This is a genomic window from Parafrankia elaeagni (genome assembly GCF_000374165.1).
In the GTDB taxonomy this organism is placed as follows: Bacteria; Actinomycetota; Actinomycetes; order Frankiales; family Frankiaceae; genus Parafrankia; species Parafrankia elaeagni.
On the sequence record NZ_KB893750.1, the window covers coordinates 55327 to 78743 of the forward strand.

Consider the following 23417-nt stretch of genomic DNA (forward strand, 5'->3'; position numbering starts at 1 on the left):
CTGCATCCCGTCTCTGGTCGCGCCTGCTTCCCGGGTCCGAGCGGATATCCACGGCAGCATTTAGTGTTCCTCTGTGTACAGGTAGCTACCCGGGTCCGGATCTGTGAACCGCGCGACGGCTGCGGCGGCTGCGACGGTTGCGGCGGCTGCGACGGTCGTGGGCGCGCTCCGCCACTCCGCCACTCCGCCGCCTCGCCCTTGTCGTCTCCTTCGTCGTGTCCCTTGCCGCAGGCGATCGGTGCGGCGGATCCTGTGACAGCGGCGCGGGTCCGGCCCAGGCGGCTGGGGCTGGATGGCCTGGCTGCCGATCCGCCTGACGCGATCCGCCTGACGCGATCCGCCTGACGCGATCTGCCTGACCCTTATGCCGACGTCGACCTGTCCGCCGGATGGAAGCCCGAGGACCGTGTATGCCCGCCCTTGACCGCCACAGCGACGTCTTCGTCCTCGATCTCGGGGATGGGGAGAACCGGTTCCATCCCGACTGGATCGCCGCCGTCAACACGGCCCTCGACGAGGTCGAGAAAGCCGACGGTGCCCGCGCACTGGTGACCGCCGCGACGGGCCGGATCTACTCGAACGGGCTCGACCTGACCTGGCTGTCCGCCAACCCCGAGCGGCACCGGGAGTACGTCGACTCGGTACACGAGCTCCTCGCTCGGATGCTCGCGCTGCCGGTGGTCACTGTCGCCGCGGTACAGGGGCACGCGTTCGCCGCCGGCGCGATGTTCGCCCTGGCCCACGACTTCCGGGTCATGCGGGCCGACCGTGGCTACTGGTGTCTTCCCGAGATCGACATCAGGATCCCGTTCACCGCGGGGATGGCTGCGCTCATCCAGGCCCGGCTCGCCCCGCAGACCGCGCACGAGGCGATGCTCACCGGCCGCCGCTACGGCGGGACGGAGGCCGCGGCCGCCGGCATCGTCGACCGAGCGGTCGCCGAGGACTCCGTGCGCCCGAGCGCCGTCGAGACGGCGCTCGCGCACACCGGGAGAGCGGGCGAAACCCTCGGCGCGATCAAGGAGCGCATGTACGCTGCCGTGCTGACCGTGCTCCGCGGTCAGGGCTGACGGAGAGCCACGAAGGAGAGCAGCGATGAAGGTCTCGATCGATTCCGACCTCTGCCAGGGGCACGCCCGGTGCTGGGACATCTGTCCCGAGGTATTCGAGGTCGACGAACAGGGCTACGGATTAGTGGCCCTTCCGGAGGTCCCGCCCATCCACGAGGCCAGGGCGCGTGAGGCGGCGGAGAACTGCCCGGAACGGGCGATCACGATCGACTGAGGCGCGTCCGTCTCCCGTGAGGGGCGCGGCACCCGCCGGCACCCGCCGGCNCCCGCCGGCCCGTGTCGGGTGGCCGCGGGAGATCAGTTCCCGCCAAAAAGTGTAAGACTGTCCACGTAGAGCCATAAATGTCCCATTTCTGTCGAAACTATCCGTCGACAGAGGGAGACATGAGATGTGGCACGGCCCAGCGAAACTCAGGAACCGGATCGGCGGCTGGACCAGCCGGCATCCGCGGGTGAGCACCGGAGCTGGTGGGATCTTCCTGCTGCTGCTCCTCGGTGTTGCCCTGCTGCCGGCTCCGCGGTCGGCCGCGGAGCGGAGCGGCTCCGCGGCCGAGTCCAGCGGCCATCCGGGTGGGGCGATCGCCGGTACCGCGGATCGGGCGCCGACACCCGTCCCGTTGCCGCCTGCCTCGGGCACGCGGACGGGTCTCTCGGCGTCGCTGGCACCCTCGGTGCCGCCCGTCCGCGCCGCGACAGGTCCAGCCACCCCGATCGTCGCCGCTGAGCCGGTCGCTCCGGGCGCCGGTGAGGCCGTGGCCGGACTGGTGTCCACCGCCCCGCGTTCCACCGCCCCGCGCTCCGGTGCGCCCGGGGCGCCGTCCACGTCGCGTCAGCGGACGAAGCCGGGCTCGCCGACGCCCTCGGCGGCCGCGGAGGGATCTGCGTCCGCCTACTACCGGTCGTGCGGTGAGGCTCGCGCGGCGGGCGCCGCCCCGCTGGCCGCCGGGCAGCCGGGCTACCGGGCCGGCCTCGACCCGGACGGGGACGGGGTGGCCTGCGGGCGCGGCGGGCCGGCGGCGCGGTGCTCGACCGAGGGCTCGCGAGAGGTCCCCTTCTTGACCCGTTTTGGTTGCTGGATCTCGGGGCTGGGATCGTCCTGACGGGTAACTTTCCGTGTTTTGGCGGCTGCCGTTGAGTCACGAGTTAAGCGGAATGCATTCGTCCGGTTTCCTCGGGTGGCGGTTCGGGCCCGCTGGGCCGGCCGAGGCGGGTCCGGGGGCATGCTCCCTGCGCCGCAGGGGGTGGCTACGCCGCGTACCGGCGCGGGGAGTTCCTTGCTCGTGGGGTGTGAAACACGTCAATCTGCTCGTAGGCGTTGACGATCCAAGTGGCGCCCGCCCGGCGCTGTGCACCTGCCCGGGGTGTGGGACGCGGCTGACGTCGCGGAGACGGACTGTCCGTGGTGCCGATCGGCGCGGGCAAATGGCATGGGAAAGGGCTCGAACTGTGACGGACGACCTGTACTGGGACCCCTTCGACAAGATCGTCGATGTCAACCCGTACCCCGTGTGGCGCCGGATGCGGGACGAGATGCCGGTCTACCGGAACGACAAGCTCGACTTCTACGCGCTCTCCCGGCACAAGGACGTCGACGACGCGCACATCGACCCGGCGACCTTCAGCTCCGCGCACGGCACGGTCCTGGAGCTCATGGGCCCGGAGCCGTTCGAAACCGGACAGATCATCTTCATGGACCCGCCGACGCACACCCTGCTGCGGGTTCTCGTCTCCCGGGCGTTCACCCCGCGCCGGGTCAGCGCGCTGGAGGGGCACATCCGGCAGATCTGCGCCGACCTGCTCGACCCGCAGATCGGCGCCGGCGGCTTCGACTTCGTCCAGGACTTCGCGGCCCAGCTGCCCTCGCTGGTGATCTCGCAGCTGATCGGGGTCAACCCGGAGGACCGTGAGGAGATCCGCCAGACGATCGACCAGACCTTCCACATCGAGGAAGGCAAGGGGATGATCAACGACGTCTCCTTCGCCGCCCAGATCAAGATGCACACCTACTTCTCCGAGCAGATCGACATCCGGCGCCGCGAACCGCGAGACGACATGATGACCGGCCTCGCCCAGGCCGAGATCACCACCGACGAGGGGCCGCGCAGCCTGACCACCTCCGAGGCGGCCGACTTCACCAACCTCCTCGTCGCCGCCGGGACGGAGACCGTCGCCCGGCTGCTCGGCTGGGCCTGCGACCTGCTCGACTCGCACCCCGACCAGCGTGCCGACCTGGCCGCCGACTCGTCGCTGCTGCCGAACACCATCGAGGAGACGCTGCGCTACGAGGCGCCCTCACCGGTACAGGGCCGCACCACCACACGGGACGTCGAGCTGCACGGCACGACGATCCCGGCGGGATCGCGGGTGCTGCTGCTGACCGCCTCGGCCGGTCGCGACGAGCGGGCGTACCCCGACGCCGACACGTACGACATCAGGCGCAACTTCGACAGCCACGTCTCGTTCGGGCGCGGCCCGCACTTCTGCCTGGGCGCGGCGCTGGCCCGGATGGAGGGCCGCATCGCCCTGGAGGAGGCACTGCGCCGCTTCCCGAACTGGGAGGTCGACCGGGACCGCGCCGTGCGCCTGCACACCAGCACCGTGCGCGGCTACGAGAAGCTGCCGGTCATCGTCTGACCTCACCCTGCGGGCAGGTGCTCTGGCCTCGTGGCCGGTGGCTCGCGGTGGCACGGCTTCCGCCGCGAGCCCGGCCGCCCCTGGCCAGGGACCCCTGCCCGATCGGTACCAGTCCGGGCAGGACCAACCTGGGCAGGACCAGCGCGGGCACCCAGTGGGAAACGTGAATGCGCAGAAACCGGCAGCCTTCTTCCTGGCGGGGCCGCATGGTAATTCGGGCGTTCTGCGGAGTGCTGGTCGAGGTGTTCCCGGCTTCGGGTACGACTGTGAGGTGCCTGGATCGTCCGGGAAGAGTTCCCGTGGTGGTCCCGGCGCGCCGGGACCCAACAGAAATCCGCTCCCGGACAACGCTTCTTCACTTCCGCGCGGCAGGCCGATAGGGGCTTCCTCGGCCGGTATCATGTTTCCATGAACGTGGTGGTGGCCGGCGAGGTCGGTCACCACCAGTCCTCATCGTGGAGGTTTCGCATGAAGCGTGCCGGGCTTGTTGTCATGTTCTTCGCTCTCGTTGGCGGTGGTTTCCTCGTGCGGCGCCAGCGCGGCCAGTAGAGACCTTGTGGGCGGTGGTCGCCGCCTGCGAAGGCACCCGTTGATCGCCTCGGCGGTGGGGCCGGGGTCGACCTAGACTTCGGCGGGTGCACCGACCCGACGCTGCGATCTTCGATGTACTCGGCCCCGGCCTTGAAGAGGCGGTTGTCGACTACGCACGGGCGAGGATGAATCTCGATCCCGCCCCGCTGGACGGAACGGCCGCACCGGCCGAACTCGCGCGACAGGCGGGGCGCACGATCACTCCGGAAGGCGTCGGTGGGCTCGCGGCCCTGCGCGTCTTCGACGAGGTCCTGTCCCGGGCGTGCATATCGGCCGATCACCCGCGCAATCTGGCCTTCATCCCGGCTGCGCCGACACGGGCGTCGATTCTGTTCGACCTCGTCGTCGGTGCCTCGTCGATCTACGGCGGGAGCTGGCTCGAGGGCAGCGGTGCCATCCACGCCGAGAACGAGGCGCTGCGCTGGCTGTCCGATCTGGTCGGCTTCCCGCCCAGCGCCGGTGGCGCGTTCGTGCAGGGCGGCACGGTCGGGAACCTCTCGGCGCTGGTCGCGGCGCGGCACGCGGCGCGTGCCCGCCGGGTGGCCCTTGGGCTGCCGCTGCCGGCCCGCTGGTGCTTCCTGTGTGGGGCCGAGGCCCACTCGTCGCTGCGGCAGGCCGCCGAGGTGATGGACGTCGATCTCGTCTTCGTCTCCGCCGACGGCAGCGGGCGGCTGACCGGGGCCGCTGTGGCCGCCGCGCTGGACGCCCACAGCCTGGACCCGGTCGAGCGCGGTGCCACCGGCCGGAACGCACCGGGTACCGGAGTGTTCGCGGTCGTCGCGACGGCGGGGAGCACCCAGTTCGGGATCGTCGATGACATCGGCGGGATCGTCGACGCCGCGCACGCCCGGGACATCTGGGTGCATGTCGACGGCGCCTACGGTCTTGCCGGTATCGCCGCGCCGTCCGTTCGTCACCTCTTCGCCGGGGTCGGTGCTGCCGACTCCTTCATCGTCGATCCCCACAAGTGGCTGTTCGCACCCTTCGACGCCTGCGCGCTGGTCTACCGCGATCCCGCGGCGGCCCGGCTGGCGCACGCCCAGCAGGCGGGCTACCTGGAAGTCCTCGATCGGGACAGCGCCTGGAACCCGTCCGACTACCAGATCGGGCTGTCCCGGCGGGTGCGCGGCCTGCCGTTCTGGTTCTCCCTCGCGACCTATGGGACGCAGGCCTACGGACGGGCGGTGGAGCGCTGCCTCGCGACCGCCCGCGCCGCGGCGGACCTCGTGCGGGAGCTGCCCTACGTGGAGCTGGTCCGCGAGCCGGAGCTGTCGATCGTCGTCCTGCGCCGGCTCGGGTGGTCGCCGCCGGACTACCACCGGTGGTCCGACTGCCTGCTGCGCGGCGGGCTGGCCTTCGTCACCCCGACCGTGCACAACGGCGAGACGGTGACCCGCTTCGCCATCGTGAACCCGCGGACGACCTCCGACGACGTCGGGCGCATCCTCGCCACCATGGCGGACGACGCCCTCCCCACCTGCTGACGGCGCTGCCCCCACCCGCTGACGGCGCCGTCGGCGGACGTGCCGCGGGCCGGTCTCTCCGGGCCGGAAAGCCGGATGGCCGGGCCCGGACTGCGTACGTCCGGGCCCGGCCTTTCCCTGCTTCTGAACACGATCGGGGCTGACCGGGATCAGACCGGTCACCTCACGGGATCAGCGAACAGTCGGACCGCAGGGAATCAGCAAACGACTGACAGGCGGCTGTGGCGGCTGTGGCCGCTGCTGGCCGCGTCGCGCCGAAGAACGGGGCTCAGTACCCCACCGTGTAGCGCTTGTTGCGGAACTTCGGCTTCTCCGCCTCGTCCAGGACGGCGATGGCGAAATCCTCGTGCGAGATTCCCATGTTTCCCTGGGAGTCCATCACCGGGCGGTCGCCGGCGGTGCGGTAGGCCTCCCGGCGGCGCCCCGGGCCGAAGTTGCGCGGCGGCGGGGTGATGTACGACCACTTCACGCTGCCCTTGGCGGCGCGGAGCACATCAAGCGCGTCAGCCTGGTCCAGGGCCTCCTTGCGCTCGCCCGCGGGGAACTCCTGCGTGTCGACGATCCGCTCGCCGTCGGTGTTCTCCAGCAGCCCGCCGTTTCCGACGTGGATGACCGCGGGAGCCTTGTTCCCGAGCTTGCTCGCGACGTCGACCATCACGCGGGCGACGTTCGCGTGCTCGGGGCGGGCGCACCCGGCCAGCGCGACCACGACCACGTCGGCGCCCTGCGCCTGCTGGGCGACGACGTCGCGGGACGTGACATCCCCGGTCATCGGGTTGGCCTGCCGGGGAAGCGACTTCATCTGGTTCTGGTCCTGGTCGACCGCCGTGACCTCGTGACCGCGCTTGACGGCCTCGGCGACGATGGACCGACCTACCTGACCACCGGCACCGAGAACAACGATCCTTGCCATTACTGACCTCCGGATTGCGTTGACTGAGCCACCATGGAAATCGATCCGCTGGATCTGGCTTTGACCGCGGCATGGTCACGGTCTTTCACCTTGCGCATCGACTATGACACGCTCCGGAGTCGGCGCAACCTGAGTCCGTCTACGATCGAAGCGGAGATCCGGAACAAAGATCGGTGCGCCGGCACCCGGGATCAGAATCAACCGGCGTTCCGCGCGCTGCCGGCGCCGCGGTGGCGTGAAAATGGCGTGGGGTGGGGTGCATGGCGCCGAATTATTCCTTGCAGGTCGGTCGACCTTCGGCCAGGTCGCCCGGCACACGGGCTTCGCGACCGGGATCTCGCTGCGTCAGCGCTTCCGAGCCGCGACGGGTGTCTCACCAACCGCCTATCGGCAGACCTTCCGCGATTGCGGCGGTGCGACTCTCAACGGCCCAGCCCCGAAAAGCACGAAGCCCTGAACCCGAGATCGTGGGTTCAGGGCTATGCCGATGTCCCAAGACATCACACACGGCGGTGGAGGTGGGATTTGAACCCACGGAGGGGTTGCCCCCTCACACGCTTTCGAGGCGTGCGCCCTCGGCCACTAGGCGACTCCACCGCAGGCTAGCTTACGCGACGCCGTCCGGGTCCGGCCGACCGGGGGGTCGGTGTCCGTTTCGCGCCTGGCCGTTCGCGCCTGGCCGTCAGAGATCCGGGCCCGGTCCCGGGCTGTCGGATGTCCGCGCGGAGTGCGCGGAGCGCCGGGCGACGAAGAAGGCAGCCAGGTGCTCCGAGCACTCCTGTGCGCGAACGCCGGAGATCACCTCGGGACGGTGGTTCAGGCGCCGGTCGCGGACGACATCCCACAGCGAGCCCACGGCGCCGGCCTTGTCGTCGACGGCGCCGTACACAAGCCGGCCGACACGGGCGAGTACCAACGCCCCCGCGCACATCGTGCACGGCTCCAAAGTGACCACCAGCGTCGTCCCGTCGAGCCGCCAGGCCCCCAGCTCGCGCGCCGCGGCCCGGAGCGCGACCACCTCCGCGTGGGCGGTCGGATCCCCGCCGGCCTCCCGGGCGTTGTGCCCGCGCCCCAGGACGCGGCCGTCGGGCGCCACGACGACCGCCCCCACCGGCACGTCACCGGCCGCCTCGGCCAGCGCGGCCTCGGCGAGGGCGAGGCCCATGGCGTCGTGGTACCGATCAGCCACGGACGTCGTCGAAGATCTCCCCGGCGCCGGCCCGTTCGCTGACCGCGCTGATCACGTCGGCGGGCAGCATGCCCTCCTCGGCGATCAGCTCGAGCAGCGCCTCCGTCGGCGTCCCCAGATCGGCGAGGAGGTCCAGGTCACCGACCGGTGAGGCCTGCCCGACCGGTGCGTCGTCGTCCGAGTCGTCGTCGAGCCCGGCCATCGACGGCAGGGCGTCGGCGAACAGCCGCTCGGCATGGTCGGAAGTGAGCAGCACGCGCCGGTCCGAAAGGAAGACCTTCGGGTCGGGATCACGCGCCGTGATCCGCACGATGGCGAGATACTCGTCGTCCTCCTCGACGAACGCGATGACCGTCCCCGAGGAGAGGTCGTGCATCGCGTCGACGAGCGAGTCGAGATCCTCCATGTCGGCGATGTCGAGGTCGTGGGCCGTCCATCGCCCGGCGTTCTGGGCGATCGCTATCCCCTTGGTGCTCACAGTTCGTCCTCACGTCCCTTCCCGCCGGGCCTGCGTCGGTCCTCAGGCGATCTGCGTTCCTGCCGACCCGGGGTGCTGCCGTGTCCCTTCTGTGATTCTCACCTTCGAGCGTCCTACTCATCCATCAGGGGCCGGGCATGCCTACTCGAGAGTGCTCCGCCCCACCGGCGGGCGCCCGGCGACCCAGCGCCCTTCGGCGCCGTCCCGCCTGTGGCGGCGTTCCCGTGCCGGCGCGGCCAGGACACCGTGGGGCAGGAGGCGACCCGGCGGAACACGAGAACGGCACAGCGGAGTACGAGAAGAACACGGTGAGGCACGAGAAGGGCGTCGCGGGGCGCGGTGGTGGGCTGCGGCGGGCGGCGGTGGCGGGAGCGATCGGCGTGAACCGGCACACAGCGCGGGGCACGCATCACACCCGCGCGGGCTCATGGCACTCTGAGACGCGATGATGACACGCCTGCCACGCCGGATCTCCGCCCGCACGCGGTTCGCGCTCGCCGCCGAGCGGCTGGCCTCGGAGACATCCCGCCGCCTGGGCCGCGGCTCGGGTGAGATGATCGGCGGAAAGATCGCCCTGCGGATCTCTCCGGACGCACTGGCCGAGGTCGGTACGAACCGCCCCACCGCCTGCGTCTCGGCCACCAACGGCAAGACGACGACCACCCGGCTGCTGGCCCGCGCGCTCGGCACCCTCGGCCCGGTGAAGTCGAACAGCGGCGGCGCGAACATGGCGCCGGGCGTTCTGGCGGCCATGTCCAGGCCACCGTACGACAGCCCCGCGGCCCTGGAGGTCGACGAGATCTGGCTGCCCCGGGTGGCCAGGGCGATCGTGCCGCGGGTGGTGCTCCTGCTCAACATCTCGCGCGACCAGCTCGACCGGTCGAACGAGACCCGCCGCATCGCCGCGCTGTGGCGGGAGCTGGGCGAGGACCTCCACGACACGGTCGTCGTGGCGAACGTCGACGATCCGCTTGTGGCCTGGGCGGCCATGACCTGGTCGCGCCAGGTCTGGGTCGCCGCCGGCCAGAACTGGACCGCCGACGCGATGGTCTGCCCGCAGTGCGCCCGGCTGCTGCACCGCAACGCCTCCGGCTGGTGGTGCGAGTGCGGCCTGGCCCGGCCGGAGCCGATCGTCTCGGTGGCCGGGCTCGACGAACTGATGTGGTTCGGCCGCCGCATCCCGGCGCGCATCGACCTTCCCGGGCGGGTCAACCTCGCCAACGCGGCCATGGCCGCCGCGGCCGCCCGTGAGTTCGGGGTCGAGGTCGAGGACGCCCTCGCCGCCATGCGGGGCATCGGCGACGTCCAGGGGCGCTATCAGGAGGTGCCGCTCGGCCCGGACGGGAAGCGGGCCCGGCTGCTGCTGGCGAAGAACCCGGCCGGCTGGGTGGAGATGATGGAGCTGCTGAACTCCGGCCCCCCGCGACCGGTCGTGATCGATTTCAACTCGCAGACGGCGGACGGCCGTGACCCGTCCTGGATCTGGGACGTGCCCTTCGAGCGGCTCGCCGGCCGCCAGGTGCTGGTCACCGGGGGCCGCAAGGAGGACATGAGCGTGCGTCTGGCCTATGCCGAGGTACCCCACACCGTCCACGCCGACGCCGAGGCCGCCGCCGCGGCGGCGAACGACAAGGGCGTGGACGTCGTGGCGAACTACACCGCGTTCCGTGACCTGCTCGTCCGGACCACCCGGTGATCCGCCAGTCGGCGACCCGGATCGCCCTGATCTACCCGGAGCTGCTCGGCACCTACGGCGACGGCGGGAACGCGACCGTCCTGGCCCAGCGGCTGCGCTGGCGCGGCCTGCACGCCGAGATCGTCGAGGTGCCGGCCGGCGAGGTGGTGCCGGCCGAATGCGACATCTACCTGCTGGGCGGCGGTGAGGACGAGCCGCAGGTGCTCGCCGCGGACGGCATGCGCCGCAACCGGTCCCTGGCGCGGGCGGTCTCGGGCGGTGCGGCCGTGCTGGCGGTGTGCGCCGGGTACCAGGTGATCGGCGCCACGTTCCCGGCCGGTGACGGGCGGATCCACGAGGGTGTTCACCTCGTCGACGTGGAGACCCGCCGGTCCTTCGACCCGCCGGACGCCCCGCTGCCGCCCCGGGCGGTCGGCGACATCGTGGTGGAGCCTGGTCCGGAGCTCGGGCTGCCGACGCTGTACGGGTACGAGAACCACGGCGGGCGGACCCGCCCGCTGCCCGGCTTCCGCGGGATCCCGCTCGGGACGGTGCGCCTCGGTGTCGGGGACGGCACTCCTGCCCGCACCGATGGTGTGGTCGACCGCAAGGTCATCGGCACCTACCTGCACGGGCCGGTGCTGGCCCAGAATCCGGCTCTGGCCGACCTGCTGCTGAGCTGGGTGCACGGCCCGCTGGCGCCGCTGGACGGCCCCCGTGAGGTCGGAGTTCTCCGGGCTGCCAGGGCCCGCGCGCTCGCGGCCACGTGACCGGCCACGTGACCGGCCACGTGACCTGATGCCGCGCCGCTCGGCGTCGTCCTGACCGGGTCTGCCGGGACGCGCTGAGCGGAATCCGGCGATTTCCGGAGGCGCGGTGTGGTTCGGTTGGATCGTGGCGTCGAATCCCCTTGCCGGTTGGTGGGGCAAGAACAAGAAGAATGTGATCATTGTCGGAGTCGCGCTGGTTGCCGTGTGGTGGCTGGTGGCGGGCCGAGGTCGACCCGAGGTCGAGCAGGTCGACATCCCGGACGACTATCCGTCGGCCGGGCGGGAACTACGCGTTCAGGCGCCGTCCGACCCCGATGAGCCGCTGCCCCTGGTCATCATCCTGCACGACGACAATGCGGATGCGCAGTCGCTGGAACGGGCGAGCGACGCGTCCTCGCTGGCCAATCGCCGGGATTTCGCGCTCGCCTTCCCGGAGGCGGTCGCGGGAACCTGGCGACTGGACGACCCGAATGGCCCGGATCTGCAGTATCTGCGCGACGTCGTACGTTTCATGGACGAGGAACGCACGGATGTCGACCTGGACCGGGTGTACATCTGGGGCATCGGCGAGGGCGCCCGGCTCGCGTTGCTCGCTGCCTGCGGACCGGGCGATCCGGTGTACGCCGGGGTCGGGGTCGTTGGGCAGTTCGAGACGGAACCCGGTCCGACCTGTGATGCGGTTACCCCGCATGGCCGGGTCGCGGAGACCGCGTGGGACGATGACGTGACGGACGCCCTCTGGGACTTCTCCCATGACAAGCGGCGGCGTTCGGCGTGACGCCCCGGGTGTGGCTGCGTGCGCGGCGCCGGCTTCCAGTGTCACCGGGCCCGGTGCCGCCCCTGGCGGGCGGAGCCGATGCGGTGGCAGGGGCTAGCTGATTTGTGTTAGTTGCAAAGAACTAGTCAACTTCGTCCTCGGACCGCCGAACGACTGTCGGCGCGGGCCCCAGTAGTCAGTTCGGCTCTTGCGCCCGCTGCTGCGGGCGGATCCGCCCGCCCCGTTCGCGGGAGATCCGAGCTCCTGTCGGCAGGGCGGTGGGGTTCCGTGCCCCGGCCGCAGCCCCTTGCAAGGGGCTGCGGCCGGGGCCGGTGCGGTCTGTCGGCGTCGCCGGGAGGGGGTTAACGGCCCCGACAGACCCAGAGGTGGCCGGATGGCTGGCCGGAGAGTCCGCTGGTCGCCCGGTCCGATGGGGGGGGGATCGGGACGAGCGACCAGCGGAGTCCGGGGCCTTCCGGCCGGACGGACGTCAGATGGGGGGGGATCTGACGTCCGTCCGGCCGGAAGGATCTCGGTGGTGCGCCGGTGTGGTTCAGGTGTTTCCGTCTTCGATCTGTAGGGCGTTCGTTGATGCCCGATGGTCGCATTCTGGACGGTTTTCGCCCCATCTACACCGCTTATGCCGAAGTAGAATGATGTCGCAACGGCCTACCGGCCTTGGAGTCCGCAGCTCGCCTGAGGCGGGCGTTTCCCAAGGTCACAGACGTTGTGACGAGTTCAGGGCAAGGCGGAGCGATCACTGAGGGCTGCGCCGGTCCGGTGCAGGGGACCTGTCGACGGGGTCTGGTTGGTGCGCCGTCCAGTGGCGTGCGGTCTGGAACCGCGCGTGGTCTGGTGCCCGCCGGGTCGGAGTCGATCCCGACAACCCCGACCCGGCGGCGAAGCCGTGCGCGACCGGAGGGGGAGATCGCGCGGCGGCTCGTTCCGGGGACAGGGTTGCCAGCGCTGCTGGCCACCCCGTCAACGGTTCGTACGGGCTCTCAGAGGGGCAGAGAGCAACGGTTCCAGGGCTGTGCCCTGTGGACCGCGGCTCACGGCTGCGTCAGGGGATGCGACCGACCAGGTACGAGGTCGTGTAGATCGTCTGCAGCTTGACGACATCACCGCTGCGGGGCGCGACCCACATCTTGCCATCACCGGCGTAGATGCCGACGTGGTAGATGTTGCCCGGGCTGCCGAAGAAGATCAGATCGCCGGGCGCCTTGTTGTACTGGGAGATGCGAGTGGTGGCCGCGTACTGCTGGTCTGTCGTGCGCGGCAGGTTCTTGCCGAGCTGCCGGTAGACGTACTGCACGAGCCCGGAGCAGTCGAAGGAGCTGGGGCCCTCGGCGCCGTAGACGTAGGGCTTGCCGGCATGCAGCGAGGCCAGGTAGACGGCCTTCTCACCGATCGAGCTGGCCGGCAGATTGACGTTGACCGCGGGGGTGTCCACGCTCACGGCCGGGCGGTCCGCACGGCGGGAGGCCTGCGGCGGCGGCGGTGTCGGCCGGACGGTCAGCGTCGCGTCGTTCTCGGAGTGGGCGGACTGCAGAGCGTCCGACCCGTCGAAGATCGCGGTGACGTTCGTGGTGGTCAGCACCCGGGCGGTGTACGAGGCGAAGCCGCGGTCGTCCGTGGTCAGGTGCAGGAAGGTCGCCCACCCGGTGGGGAGCTTGACCTGAACCTTGATGAGCTGGTCGGCCAGCGGAGCGTCGTTCTGCTCGTTGTACAGCGAGAAACCGATGTTGACCGGCTCGTTCGCGTTGACCGTGACCTCGGGGGTGGTCACCCGCAGGCCGACATCGATCTTCGAGGAGAGCGTCGGAGCGGAGATGTCGGTGGTCGCGTCGAGGACGGTACCCGTGCTGCCACCGGTCGTGGTCGCTGCCTGGATGGCCCCGTCGACTGCCAGCCGCGAGCCGATCTGGGTCGCGAGGGTCATCGGGGCGGTGTTCATGCCCTCGTCGAACGCGGCATCCGCGTTGATGTCGGTAGCGCAACCGGCGAGTGCTACGCCGGAGACCGCGACGGTTCCCGTGGTGACGGCTGCAACCGTTCGGGCTCTGGCCCTGGCTCGACTCGACGCCGAGGGAGCGGACGGCGCACGGTGGCGACCGCGGCCTTCCTGCTGCCGGCGTCTCTCGGTATCAAGCTGCACGCTTTGCGCAGACAACGTTGCGTTCCTTCCCGTACGCCTGCGAGGTGAGCTGTCGGGTTCGGGCTGGGCTGCCCGGTCCGTCGCGCGACCTTCACGCGATGGACTTCACCCCTAGACCCGCACCACTTCTTGGTGCCGGTCGGTGGAGGTGGGTCCCCCGCTCCTGCCCGAGGTGACGACTCGGAGGGGACACCGGGGCCGCGGGCAGGATTCGGCGTTCGGCCCGGTGTTGTCGTGACGTCGCAAGCGAGACTAGTCCACACGGATGGTGTGGGTAAACACTAGTCCCCCCCAACTACGTCGAGTGTGCGAAGAAGGGCCCCTTGCGGAGTCGCATAAGCCCAGGTCAGAGGGGGTGCTGAGCTTCCCGTCACGTTTTCGGGCGGCCACACGAGGATCACGGACAAACACGTTAGGTGACGAGGTTTTCCCGGCTTGCGGGGCCGTGGCGAGGCGCTCGGCAAGCGTCCTTCAGGGCTGCGAGAGGGGATGGGGGAGGGGATGCGCGAGGCGGCTCCGGCTGGCGCGCCAGGCTGTCGGAGGTCATCGGGGGATCCGCCGGAGACACTGGTCCGTCCCGGCCGAATCGTGAATACGCGGCCCGCGCCGCCCGGCGCTCACCGGTGCGTCGGTGCGTCGGTGCCTGCGTCATGCCAGTTCCGCCTGATGCCGACTGGGCCTGGTCATCGGCCTGGCCGGAGCCCGGGACGCGGATGGCGCGGATGGCGCGGATGGTCGCCGCGCGCGTGGCGCTCGGAGGTCATGGACGGTCCGGCGGTCGCCGCACGCGAAGGGCTGGCGAATGTCATCTGCCAGAAGGCTGCGGAGCGTGACCCGGCTTCAGATCGGCTCCGGACGCCGACGCCGGACACCTCCGGTCGACGGCGTCGGTCAACACAGTCTCGTCAGCACAGTCCGGTCGGCACGGTGTTGCTGGCGCCACTGGTCGGCGCCACTGGTCGGCGCCGCCTGTCAGTACGGGCTGGTCAGCGCGGCCGACTCTGGCGGCGGCTCAGGAAACCGGAGTTGTCGAGGACCTGTAGCTCGACCTCGAGCTGGCGCACCTCGGGCAGCAGCGTCCGATGGCTGCCGTGCAGGGCCTCGACGGCTGCCCGGGCATGTTCGGCCAGATCGTCCAACGCCTGCTGGCGCTGGCGCATGCGGGCGCGCTCCTCCTGCAGTGTCCGGACGGTGTCCTCCTGCCACTGCCGCGTGCGCAGGATGTGCTCTCCGGCGTCAGCGGCCTGGCGCTCGGCGTCCTCCAGGCGGTTCAGCAGCGCGTCCAACGCCTCCAGGCGACTGGCGAGCTCGGCCATCAGGTCGCCGCGGCCGGGAAGGATGGAGATCTCGTGGTGCCTCGGGTACGGCTGCTGCGTCATGCTCGGCTCCGGATGCTGGTGACCGTGCCGGACCGGCCGGCAGGCGCCGCGCTGCCGGCGTAGGGGAGCTGGGAGGAGCACCACCGCGCCGCTCGCGACCGTCGCCGAAGTTCCGACACGGTTGGTTACGTTAGTCGACGCACAGGCCTTTCGGCATGTTCTCGGCCGGATCCGGCCGACAGCCAACGGAAGGCGACCGGAACGGGTACCGCCTGGCGGGTGTCGACCAACGGATGCCCCCGTGCGAGTCCGATCGGCCCGGATCGGGGTGGGTACGGACGACTGTCGAACTCCCGTCCCACAACAGTCGATCCGGGGATCCCCCGCTGGCGGGTACCGGGGTGGTGGCGGTCATCGTTGATGCGCACGGATTCACTTCGGCCCGATAACTACGTTGGGTGACGATCACTGATGGTCCGAATCTTGTCCCGGCCGGGCGCGGTGTCATGTTTTCCGCGAACTGCGGTGTGCTCGACCGGCCACCAACGGTGATGGCGCCGTGCCGGCCGGAGCGCGGATCGGGTGGGCCGGAGAAAAAGGGAGTGGGGTCGTGGAGATCGCGTGAATCCTATTCCGTAATTCGGTTCGAATGATCGCCGCAGAGCATCTGCCGGTATATCCGCAGTCGGGCCCCGGTCGGCTCCACCCGCGTGTATGGCGCGGATCGGGGGATCGTCAGGAGGAATCTCCGTGCTACGCCCGCTTCGTTTTCGAAGGACCGGCCGGGCCGGTCCGACCGGCTGGCCACAATGGCCCGGCGGGCCCGCGCCGCCTTCGACCGCCCCCGCGGCGGCACCTGTCCGGCCGCACCTGTGCGGGGCAGCCGCGCCGGCATGGAAGAGTCCGGAGTAGGCGGTGCTCTCGCCCTGCCGGGCGGTCTGCGCCGAGCCCCCTGCCCAGAGCATCGGTCTCGTACGGTGACGAGAAGTGCTCCCTCGGTCCGTCCGGGTCGAGGGGTCGCCGGCGCCCGGCGGCTCGGAGCGGCCACGCGTCCCGCGGCTCGCGGGACGGGGGATCGTCGATCGTTCTGCGCCGTATGGTGATCGCATGGTGGCCACCGCGGACGACGCGCCGGACGTCCCAGGCTCGACGGGCGCGGGTGCGCCGGATGGTGGCCGTACGGACGGCGGTCTGCCGGGATCCGGGTCCGGGTCCGGCGGCCGGGAGACCGCGGGCCCGCCGGCCGTGGTGGAGCTCGACGCGCCGATCACTGCCGTGGTCGTGTACCCCACCGCCGCTCGGGTGACGCGGCGCGGCCGGCTCGATGCCGCCGCGCACGCCGCGCACGCCGCGCGTCCGGCCACAGCCTCGGCAGCCGGCTCGCCGGACGCGGGCCCGGTGGTGGCTCGGGTGGAAGTGGCCGTCCACGGACTGCCGCTCGGTCTCGACGAGGACTCGGTGCGGGTGGGCGGTACGGGTCCGGCCCGGGTGCTGGGGGTCCGGGTGGTGTCGCAGGCGCGGGCGGTGCCTGATGCCGGCGCACTGGCTGATCTGCGGGCCCGACAGGACGAGCTGCGCGCTCTCCTGGCAGAGATCGCCGACGGCGACGAGACCGAGCGTGCCCGCCGTTCCTTTCTGGACGTGGCGGCGCGGGTGGGCGCCGGCGCACTCGCCCGCGGCTGGGCCGCCGGCAGCGCGGCGGCGGCCGGTGATGCCCGGGCTGGTGCCGGGGCGGGGGGCACCGATGCGGCGGCACAGCTCCTGCTGGTCGGCGATGCCCTCGCCGCGCAGATCGCCGCGGTGCACACGCGCCGCCGGGCTCTTTCCGAGCAGCGTGACCGCGCGGAGAAGGAGCTCTCGGCGATCGGCAGGATGATCGAGGCCCGCCGGGCGCAGCCGGCTCCCGACACCCGCACGATCGTCGTCGACCTGGAACTGCCCGCCGTCACGACAGCCCCGGGACAGGCGTGTCCGTCCTCCGGGGGGGAGCCCGCGGCCACGGCGGCGGAGGCGGGGGAGCTGGAGGTCTCCTACCTGGTCAGGTCAGCCTCCTGGACGTCGGGCTATGACGCCCGTCTGGAGGGCGAGCGGGTGACCCTCACCTGGTTCGCGATGATCAGTCAGCGGACGGGTGAGGACTGGCCGGCCGCCGACCTGCGGCTGTCCACCGCGCGCCCCGCCGGTGGGGCCGATCTGCCCGAGCTGGTCCCGCAGTTCGTCGATCTCCGCCGCCCGAAGCCGGAGCACTACCCGCGAGCGAGGGGCGCGGCGCCGGGCGGTGCGCCCGAGCCCGCCGGCTGGGATGCCGCCGAGGCGGCGGCGGGCATGCCCGCCGCACCGATGGCAGCCCGCCCGGTGGCGCTGGCCGAGCCCATCTCCGCAGTGCAGGCGACCCTGGAGTCCGCGGGGGCCGCGTCGACGTACCGCCCGCCCCGCCCGGTGGCGGTGCCCGCGGATGGCGACCCGCACCGCGCGACGGTCGCCGTGCTGGTGCTTGACGCGGTGCTCGACCATGTCACCGCCCCGAAGCTCGCCGCCGAGGCGCATCTGCGGGCCGCGGTCGGAAACACGTCCCCACACACGCTGCCGGCGGGGAAGGTGTCGGTGTTCCACGGCCAGGAGTTCGTCGGCACCGCCCGGCTCGACCTCGTCCCGCCCGGCGGGGAGATGGAGCTGCGGCTCGGCGTCGACGACCGGGTCCAGGTCGAGCGAGAACTGGTCCGCCGCGTGACCGGCCGGCGGATGGTCGGCAACACCCGGCGGACGGATGTCAGCTACCGCATCGTGGTCACCAACCGGGCGCCGCTGCGGGCTCGGGTGACGGTGCGCGACCAGGTGCCGGTGTCCCGGCATGAGAGCGTCGCGGTCCGGGACGTGGTGGCCGAGCCGGCAGCGGACGAGCACACCGACCTGGGGCTGCTGACCTGGCAGGTGGAGCTTGAACCGGGCGCCAGTCGTGAGATCGGGCTGTCCTACCGGCTTGAGCACCCGCGTGGCGCCGAACTCACCGGCTGGGGCGACTGATCCGCCCGTAGGGCGTGGTTCCGAGGTCTGCCCGGGTGTCCGAGGTCTGCCCGGGTGTGCGGGGTCTGCCCGGGTGTGCGGGGTCTGCCCGGGTGTGCGGGGTGTCCGCACGGTGTGGATGCGGGCGGGTACGGGCCGGCGTAACTTGGGTTGCGGGAGGCGGTCATGACCGGTGTGGAGACAACGACCAGCTCTTCTCTGGCCAGTCTGGTGCACGCCGCGCACCGCGACATCGGCGGTCTGTTCGATCTCGCCGGCGGTGACTTCGCCGGCATCGCTGGCCTCGACGGCGTCGGTCGCCGAGGGGAGGCCCGGGCGGCGGACCCGCGGCTGACCCTGCACGCTAGTGACGCCGCGGTCGCCGCCTTCAGCGCGCACCTCAGCGTCATGGAGGACGTGGTCTATCCGGCCGCGGCCGTGGTCGTCCCGGACGGGCGCGCCCGCACCGCGGCACTGCGCGGCACGGCCCGCGAGGCGGCGGCGGTGATGCGCGGCCTCCAGCAGTACGTGCAGGGCGATCGGTACCACCCGCGGCGCGGCCCGTCCGGGCTGCGGGACGAGCTTGCCGAGCTGGCCCGGGCACACTCCCTGGTGGAGGATCGACTGCTGCGCGACCTGGAGGCACGGCTGGATGCGGCGCGGCTGCGCCGGCTCCGCGAGAACGTCGAGCGGGGGATGCGGCGGGCGCCGACCCGGCCGCACCCGCACCTCGGCCACGGCGCCAGCCGGCGTAGCCGGCTCGCCGCTCGGCTGGCCGGGCGATGGGACCATGTGCTGGACATCGTGGACGCCCGTGTGGTGGCGGGCCGCCCGGTCCGCGCGCCGGCACCGGCCGGTCTGTGGGGCTGGTACCTGCTGGGCCGGCCGACCAGCGACGAGATTGCGCCCGGTCAGGACCATCCGGTGGAGTGATTACCATCATACTGTGACAAGGCGGACCTGAGATCCTGCGGTCCGCATGGTCTCTGACGGGGCATTTCGATGCTCCGGCGCTCGCGGGCGGCCTCTTTCGTGCCATGCTGCGAAGTCTCTGGGCGGGCTGGCGCAGTCTGCCCGTGAGCAGCGGCGACGGCTCGCCTGTGACCCGTCGCCCTGTGCCCCGCCGCCCTGTGTCCCGTCGCTGTAACCCCCTGCCGAGGAGATGTGACCGGAAGCGAGATTCCCGCCATGCGGCCGTCGATGGCCGCTACGGAAAGTGCGGGTGCGGTGGCAGGTGTGGATGGTGCGGAGGGTGTTCGGTGGCCCCTCCTGCTGGTCGAGGACGACGACGCCGACGCCTATCTGGTGTCGGAGCTGCTCGACGAGGTGTCCGCCCCCGTTGATCTGACGCGCGTACGGACGGTCGCGGAGGCTGTTCTGCAGGCGCGGCACGCTACCTGCATCCTGCTGGACCTCGGCCTGCCCGACAGCGCGGGTCTGTCGGCGTTGCGCCGCCTGTTGTCCATCGACGGCGGCGCACCCGTCGTCGTCCTGACCGGTCTGGTGGACGAGTACCGCGGCGCCGAAGCCGTCGCCGCCGGTGCCCAGGACTACCTGGTCAAAGGTCAGGTCGACGGTCGCGATCTGGTCCGTGCGGTGCGGTACGCGATCGAGCGCGAGCGGGCCGACACCGCGGCCCGGGCGCTGCGCGAGTCCGAGCTGCGGGCGGAGGAGAAGGCTCGGCTGGAGCGGGGCCTGCTTCCCCGCCCGCTGATGGACGACCCGACGATGGACCACCGGACCCGTTACCGGCCCGGGCACCGCCAGGCCCTGCTCGGCGGCGACTTCTACGACATGGTGTCCACCGCGGACGGGACGGTCCGCGTGCTCCTCGGTGACGTCTGCGGGCACGGGCCGGACGAGGCCGCGCTCGGGGTCAGTCTGCGCATCGCGTGGCGGACACTCGTCCTGGCCGGGGTGCCGGACCCCGCCCGGCTCGGCTTCCTGCAGCAGGTGCTGGTGAGCGAGCGGGAGCACGACGAGATCTTCGCCACCGTCTGCGAGCTGGCGATCGCGCCGGATCGCCGTAGCCTGCGCATGGTTCTGGCCGGCCACCCGCCGCCCGCGCTGCTCTCGCCGAGCACCATGGCCCTGCGTGGTGATGTGGTCGGTCCCGCGCTGGGCATCCTCGACGATGTGGTGAGTGACGAGGTGACGGTGGAGCTCGGTGAGAACTGGGCCCTGCTGCTGGCGACGGACGGCCTGCTCGAGGGTCGGGACGGTCCGGGCGGCGAGCCCCTGGGCTGGGAGGGGGTGCTGCCCGAGGTGGCTGATCTGTGGCCTGACTCCGGCCCGGACGGGCTTCTCGACGCGCTCATCGACCGGGTCGAGGAGCGCAACGGCGGCCCCCTCACCGACGACGTGGCCCTGCTGCTGGTGCTGCGCGGGCGGCAGAGGTGAGCGACGCCGCCGAGCGCCGGGACGACCGCTCCGTGCTTGCGGTGATGCGCGGCTGGCGGCTGCGCCGGCGCCTCGCGGCGGTCTACTCCGTGCTGTCGGTGGTCCTGCTGCTGGCCTCGGGGGTGATCGCCTGGTCCATGGTGCGGCTGGACGACGCCATCCACACCCGCAGCGACGTTCTGGCGCCCATCCAGGTCAGCACGGTCCGGCTTGTCGCCAGCCTCGTCGACCAGGAGACGGGGATGCGCGGCTACCTCCTGCAGGGGGACGACTCGTTCCTCGAGCCGTACGAGGTGGGACGCACGTCGGAGACGGAGCTGCGTGCCAGCCTCGCCACCCGGGTCGCCGGGCGGCCGGACCTGCAGCGCCGGCTTGACGTCCTGCGGCAACGCATCGACGAGTGGCACCGCGACTACGCCGACCCGGCCATCGCCGCGGTCCGTGCCGGCGGCACCGACGCGTCGACCCTGCGCGACCCCGCCCTGGGTAAGGAACACTTCGACGCCGTGCGCCTCGCCGGCACCGACCTCGACGACGCCGTCCGTGCCGCCGCCCTGCGGGCCAGGGAGGACGTGACCGGCGCGGTGCGAACCCTGGTTGTCTCGCTCGTGGTGGCGGCGGTGGCGCTCATCGTGCTGCTGGTCCTGATCTTCCGGGCCCTGCGGGTGTGGGTGACCCGCCCGCTCGGCGCGGTCGGGAGCGACGTGCGCCGGGTGGCTGGCGGCGACCTGGAACACGTGATCGCCGCCACCGGACCGCCGGACATCGAGACACTGGTGTCGGACGTCGAGCTGATGCGGCTGCAGCTGCTCGGTGAGCTCGGCGTGGCCCGCAGCGCGCGGGCGTCGATCGAGTCGCAGGCGGAGATCCTGCGCCGCTCCAACCGCGACCTGGAGCAGTTCGCCTACGTCGCGTCGCACGATCTGCAGGAACCGCTGCGCAAGGTCGCGAGCTTCTGCCAGCTGCTGGAGCGGCGCTACGGCGACAAGCTGGACGAGCGCGGCAGCCAGTACATCCACTTCGCGGTCGACGGCGCGAAGCGCATGCAGAAGCTCATCAACGACCTGCTCGCGTTCTCCCGGGTCGGCCGCACCACCGAGACGTTCGTGGACGTCGACCTCGCGGAGGTCGTCCAGCGGACCGAGACGACACTGTCGATCGTGCTGGAGACCACCGGTGGCGAGGTGGTCACCTCGGAGCTGCCGACCGTCCCCGGCGACCCGGTGCTGCTCACCCAGCTGTTCCAGAACCTGGTCGGGAACGCGGTGAAGTTCCACGGCGAGCAGCCTCCGCGGATCCGGATCGAGGCGGTGGAGCGCGACACCGAGTGGGAGCTGTCCTGTGCGGACAACGGCATCGGCATCGAGCCGGAGTACGCCGACAAGATCTTCGTCATCTTCCAGCGCCTGCACGGTCGGGACGCCTACGAGGGAACCGGCATCGGCCTCGCACTGTGCCGCAAAATCGTCGAGTTCCACGGGGGCCGCATCTGGCTCGACGGTACGGTGAACTCCGGAACCACCTTCCGCTGGACGTTGCCCAAGCGGCGTGCCGTGGCACTGCCGTCCGACCTGGGCCTGCATCACGGCCCGCCGGCGATCCCGGCGCCGGCCCGGCCCGACGCGCGCAGCGGCTCGCCCACCGCACCGTCGAAATCAGGAGGTCCGACGTGACCCACCCCGTAGTCCCGGTCGAGGTCCTGCTGGTCGAGGACGATCCCGGTGACGTCCTGATGACGCGTGAGGCGTTCGAGGACCACAAGCTCAAGAACAACCTGAACGTGGTCAGCGACGGCGTGGAGGCGCTCGCCTACCTGCGGGGGGAGGATCCCTACGTCGGCGCGGCCCGGCCCGATCTCATTCTGCTCGACCTCAACCTCCCGCGCCGTGACGGCCGGGAGGTGCTCGCGGAGGTCAAGGCGGACGAGCAGCTGCGGCGGATCCCGATCGTCGTCCTCACCACCTCCGAGGCGGAGGAGGACGTGCTGCGCAGCTACGACCTGCACGCCAACGCCTACATCACCAAGCCTGTGGACTTCGAGCGGTTCGTGTCGGTCGTCCGCCAGATCGACGACTTCTTCATCACGGTCGCCCGGCTCCCCGCCCAGTAGCCCGCCGGCCGCCCACGCGGCCACGGGCCGGCTCCCCGCGTGCGGGCTGGGACGTCCCGTGGCAGGCCCGAAACGTTGCGGTGTCGGGGTGACCCGGTCAGGCGGCGCACCGCGCCCGGCGGAGATCCGAAAAGCCGCCACTCCCGGAGACATGGCCTACAGTCACTCCATGGCTGCTGGGCGCGCAAGGGTGAGGCGGGGGATACTCGCGGATCTTCTCCGCGAACTCGGGCCGGCGAGCCCCACCCTGTGCGCGGGGTGGACGGCGCACGACCTGGCTGCCCACCTCGTCACCCGCGAGCGGGTGCCGTGGGCCGGGCCCGGTCTGGTCGTGGGGGCCCTGCACGGGATCACCGAACGCGCCGAACGTGCCACGATGCGCGCCCACACCTACCCCGAGCTGGTGGAGATGTTCCGGGCGGGGCCGCCGCGGTGGCATCCGACCCGGTTCGCCGCCGTCGACGACGCCGCCAACCTGATCGAGTTCTACGTCCACACCGAGGACCTGCGCAGAGCCATGCCCGGTCATGACGTAGCCGGCTGGAACGCGGCGGAGAGCGACGCCGCCCCCGACCGGAACGCCATGTGGGCCTCGCTGCGCCTGATCGGTCTCGCGGGCTTCCGTCAGAGCACGATCGGGGTGGTCGCGGAGCGCACCGATGCCCCGGGCCGGCTCACTCTGCGTCGCCGTGAGCCGGTGGTGGAGATCGTGGGGCCGCCCGAGGAGCTCCTCCTCTATGCCTTCGGGCGGCGGGCCGCCGCCCGGGTCGAGCTACGCGGCGATCCCGAGGCCGTCGAGAGGCTGGCCGGGGCTCCGTCCGGAGTGTGAGCACGGGGATCCGGTCCCGAGGCCTGGGCACGGCCCC

19 protein-coding genes, 1 tRNA gene and 1 riboswitch are annotated in these 23417 nt (G+C 71.5%); of the genes, 14 read left to right on the forward strand and 6 right to left on the reverse strand.

The features are described 5' to 3' along the window. Positions 1–410 precede the first annotated feature (410 nt). The 5 genes from B207_RS0123570 to B207_RS35230 all read left to right on the forward strand — a co-directional run bounded on the left by B207_RS0123570 (position 411) and on the right by B207_RS35230 (position 5779). Positions 411–1070, forward strand: a complete 660-nt coding sequence (locus tag B207_RS0123570; protein ID WP_018639065.1) for an enoyl-CoA hydratase-related protein — start codon at positions 411–413, stop codon at positions 1068–1070. A gap of 25 nt (positions 1071–1095) precedes the next feature. Then, the gene (locus B207_RS0123575) at positions 1096–1284 is read left to right on the forward strand and encodes a ferredoxin (protein ID WP_018639066.1); all 189 of its coding nucleotides are present in this window, start codon (positions 1096–1098) and stop codon (positions 1282–1284) included. 238 nt (positions 1285–1522) lie between these two features. Beyond that, positions 1523–2170: an excalibur calcium-binding domain-containing protein gene (locus B207_RS37220; RefSeq protein ID WP_230205183.1), complete on the forward strand. Its 648-nt coding sequence runs from the start codon at positions 1523–1525 to the stop codon at positions 2168–2170. A 346-nt stretch (positions 2171–2516) separates the two neighbouring features. Continuing rightward, the gene (locus B207_RS0123585; RefSeq protein WP_018639068.1) at positions 2517–3704 is read left to right on the forward strand and encodes a cytochrome P450; all 1188 of its coding nucleotides are present in this window, start codon (positions 2517–2519) and stop codon (positions 3702–3704) included. A gap of 635 nt (positions 3705–4339) precedes the next feature. Then, positions 4340–5779: a pyridoxal phosphate-dependent decarboxylase family protein gene (locus B207_RS35230; protein WP_018639070.1), complete on the forward strand. Its 1440-nt coding sequence runs from the start codon at positions 4340–4342 to the stop codon at positions 5777–5779. Positions 5780–6047: 268 nt separating this feature from the next. On the opposite strand, the gene B207_RS0123600 is transcribed toward B207_RS35230, so the two are convergent. From B207_RS0123600 to B207_RS0123615, 4 genes are all read right to left on the reverse strand, one after another. After that, positions 6048–6692: an NAD(P)-dependent oxidoreductase gene (locus B207_RS0123600; protein WP_018639071.1), complete on the reverse strand. Its 645-nt coding sequence runs from the start codon at positions 6690–6692 to the stop codon at positions 6048–6050. Positions 6693–7202: 510 nt separating this feature from the next. Further along, a tRNA-Ser gene (locus B207_RS0123605) sits at positions 7203–7289 on the reverse strand. Between the two features lie 85 nt (positions 7290–7374). Beyond that, positions 7375–7857, reverse strand: a complete 483-nt coding sequence (gene tadA, locus B207_RS35235) for a tRNA adenosine(34) deaminase TadA (RefSeq protein ID WP_051102640.1) — start codon at positions 7855–7857, stop codon at positions 7375–7377. A 16-nt stretch (positions 7858–7873) separates the two neighbouring features. Continuing rightward, positions 7874–8359, reverse strand: coding sequence for a tRNA adenosine deaminase-associated protein (locus tag B207_RS0123615; RefSeq protein ID WP_018639073.1), 486 nt, complete (start codon positions 8357–8359; stop codon positions 7874–7876). 445 nt (positions 8360–8804) lie between these two features. On the opposite strand from B207_RS0123615, the gene B207_RS0123620 reads away from it, so the two are divergent. From B207_RS0123620 to B207_RS0123630, 3 genes are all read left to right on the forward strand, one after another. After that, a complete protein-coding gene (locus B207_RS0123620) occupies positions 8805–10055 on the forward strand; it encodes a MurT ligase domain-containing protein (RefSeq protein WP_026311372.1) in 1251 nt (416 codons plus the stop codon). Then, positions 10052–10804 (forward strand): type 1 glutamine amidotransferase, encoded by a 753-nt coding sequence (locus B207_RS0123625; RefSeq protein ID WP_018639075.1) that lies wholly within the window; start codon positions 10052–10054, stop codon positions 10802–10804. The genes B207_RS0123620 and B207_RS0123625 overlap by 4 nt, the downstream gene beginning before the upstream one ends. Before the next feature lie 106 nt (positions 10805–10910). Further along, the gene (locus B207_RS0123630) at positions 10911–11582 is read left to right on the forward strand and encodes a plasmid partitioning protein (protein ID WP_018639076.1); all 672 of its coding nucleotides are present in this window, start codon (positions 10911–10913) and stop codon (positions 11580–11582) included. Positions 11583–12624: 1042 nt separating this feature from the next. On the opposite strand, the gene B207_RS0123635 is transcribed toward B207_RS0123630, so the two are convergent. Further along, positions 12625–13518, reverse strand: coding sequence for a C40 family peptidase (locus B207_RS0123635; RefSeq protein ID WP_018639077.1), 894 nt, complete (start codon positions 13516–13518; stop codon positions 12625–12627). A gap of 220 nt (positions 13519–13738) precedes the next feature. Next, positions 13739–13915, reverse strand: a riboswitch (cyclic di-AMP (ydaO/yuaA leader). A gap of 790 nt (positions 13916–14705) precedes the next feature. Then, on the reverse strand, positions 14706–15098 hold the full coding sequence (locus tag B207_RS0123640; RefSeq protein WP_018639078.1) for a hypothetical protein: 393 nt from the start codon (positions 15096–15098) through the stop codon (positions 14706–14708). A gap of 1047 nt (positions 15099–16145) precedes the next feature. Between B207_RS0123640 and B207_RS0123645 the strand changes: the two genes are divergently transcribed. The 6 genes from B207_RS0123645 (at position 16146) to B207_RS0123670 (ending at position 23380) form a co-directional block, all read left to right on the forward strand. Beyond that, positions 16146–18062: a DUF4139 domain-containing protein gene (locus B207_RS0123645; protein WP_018639079.1), complete on the forward strand. Its 1917-nt coding sequence runs from the start codon at positions 16146–16148 to the stop codon at positions 18060–18062. 165 nt (positions 18063–18227) lie between these two features. Next, positions 18228–18974: a hemerythrin domain-containing protein gene (locus B207_RS0123650; protein ID WP_026311374.1), complete on the forward strand. Its 747-nt coding sequence runs from the start codon at positions 18228–18230 to the stop codon at positions 18972–18974. A gap of 267 nt (positions 18975–19241) precedes the next feature. Next, a complete protein-coding gene (locus B207_RS0123655) occupies positions 19242–20441 on the forward strand; it encodes a PP2C family protein-serine/threonine phosphatase (protein ID WP_035741992.1) in 1200 nt (399 codons plus the stop codon). Between the two features lie 44 nt (positions 20442–20485). Next, on the forward strand, positions 20486–22114 hold the full coding sequence (locus B207_RS0123660) for a sensor histidine kinase (protein WP_035741994.1): 1629 nt from the start codon (positions 20486–20488) through the stop codon (positions 22112–22114). Beyond that, positions 22111–22551: a response regulator gene (locus B207_RS0123665; RefSeq protein ID WP_018639083.1), complete on the forward strand. Its 441-nt coding sequence runs from the start codon at positions 22111–22113 to the stop codon at positions 22549–22551. Before B207_RS0123660 ends, B207_RS0123665 begins: the two co-directional genes overlap by 4 nt. Positions 22552–22720: 169 nt before the next feature. Next, complete coding sequence (locus tag B207_RS0123670; protein ID WP_154675580.1) at positions 22721–23380, forward strand: TIGR03085 family metal-binding protein; 660 nt, start codon at positions 22721–22723, stop codon at positions 23378–23380. Positions 23381–23417 lie beyond the last annotated feature (37 nt).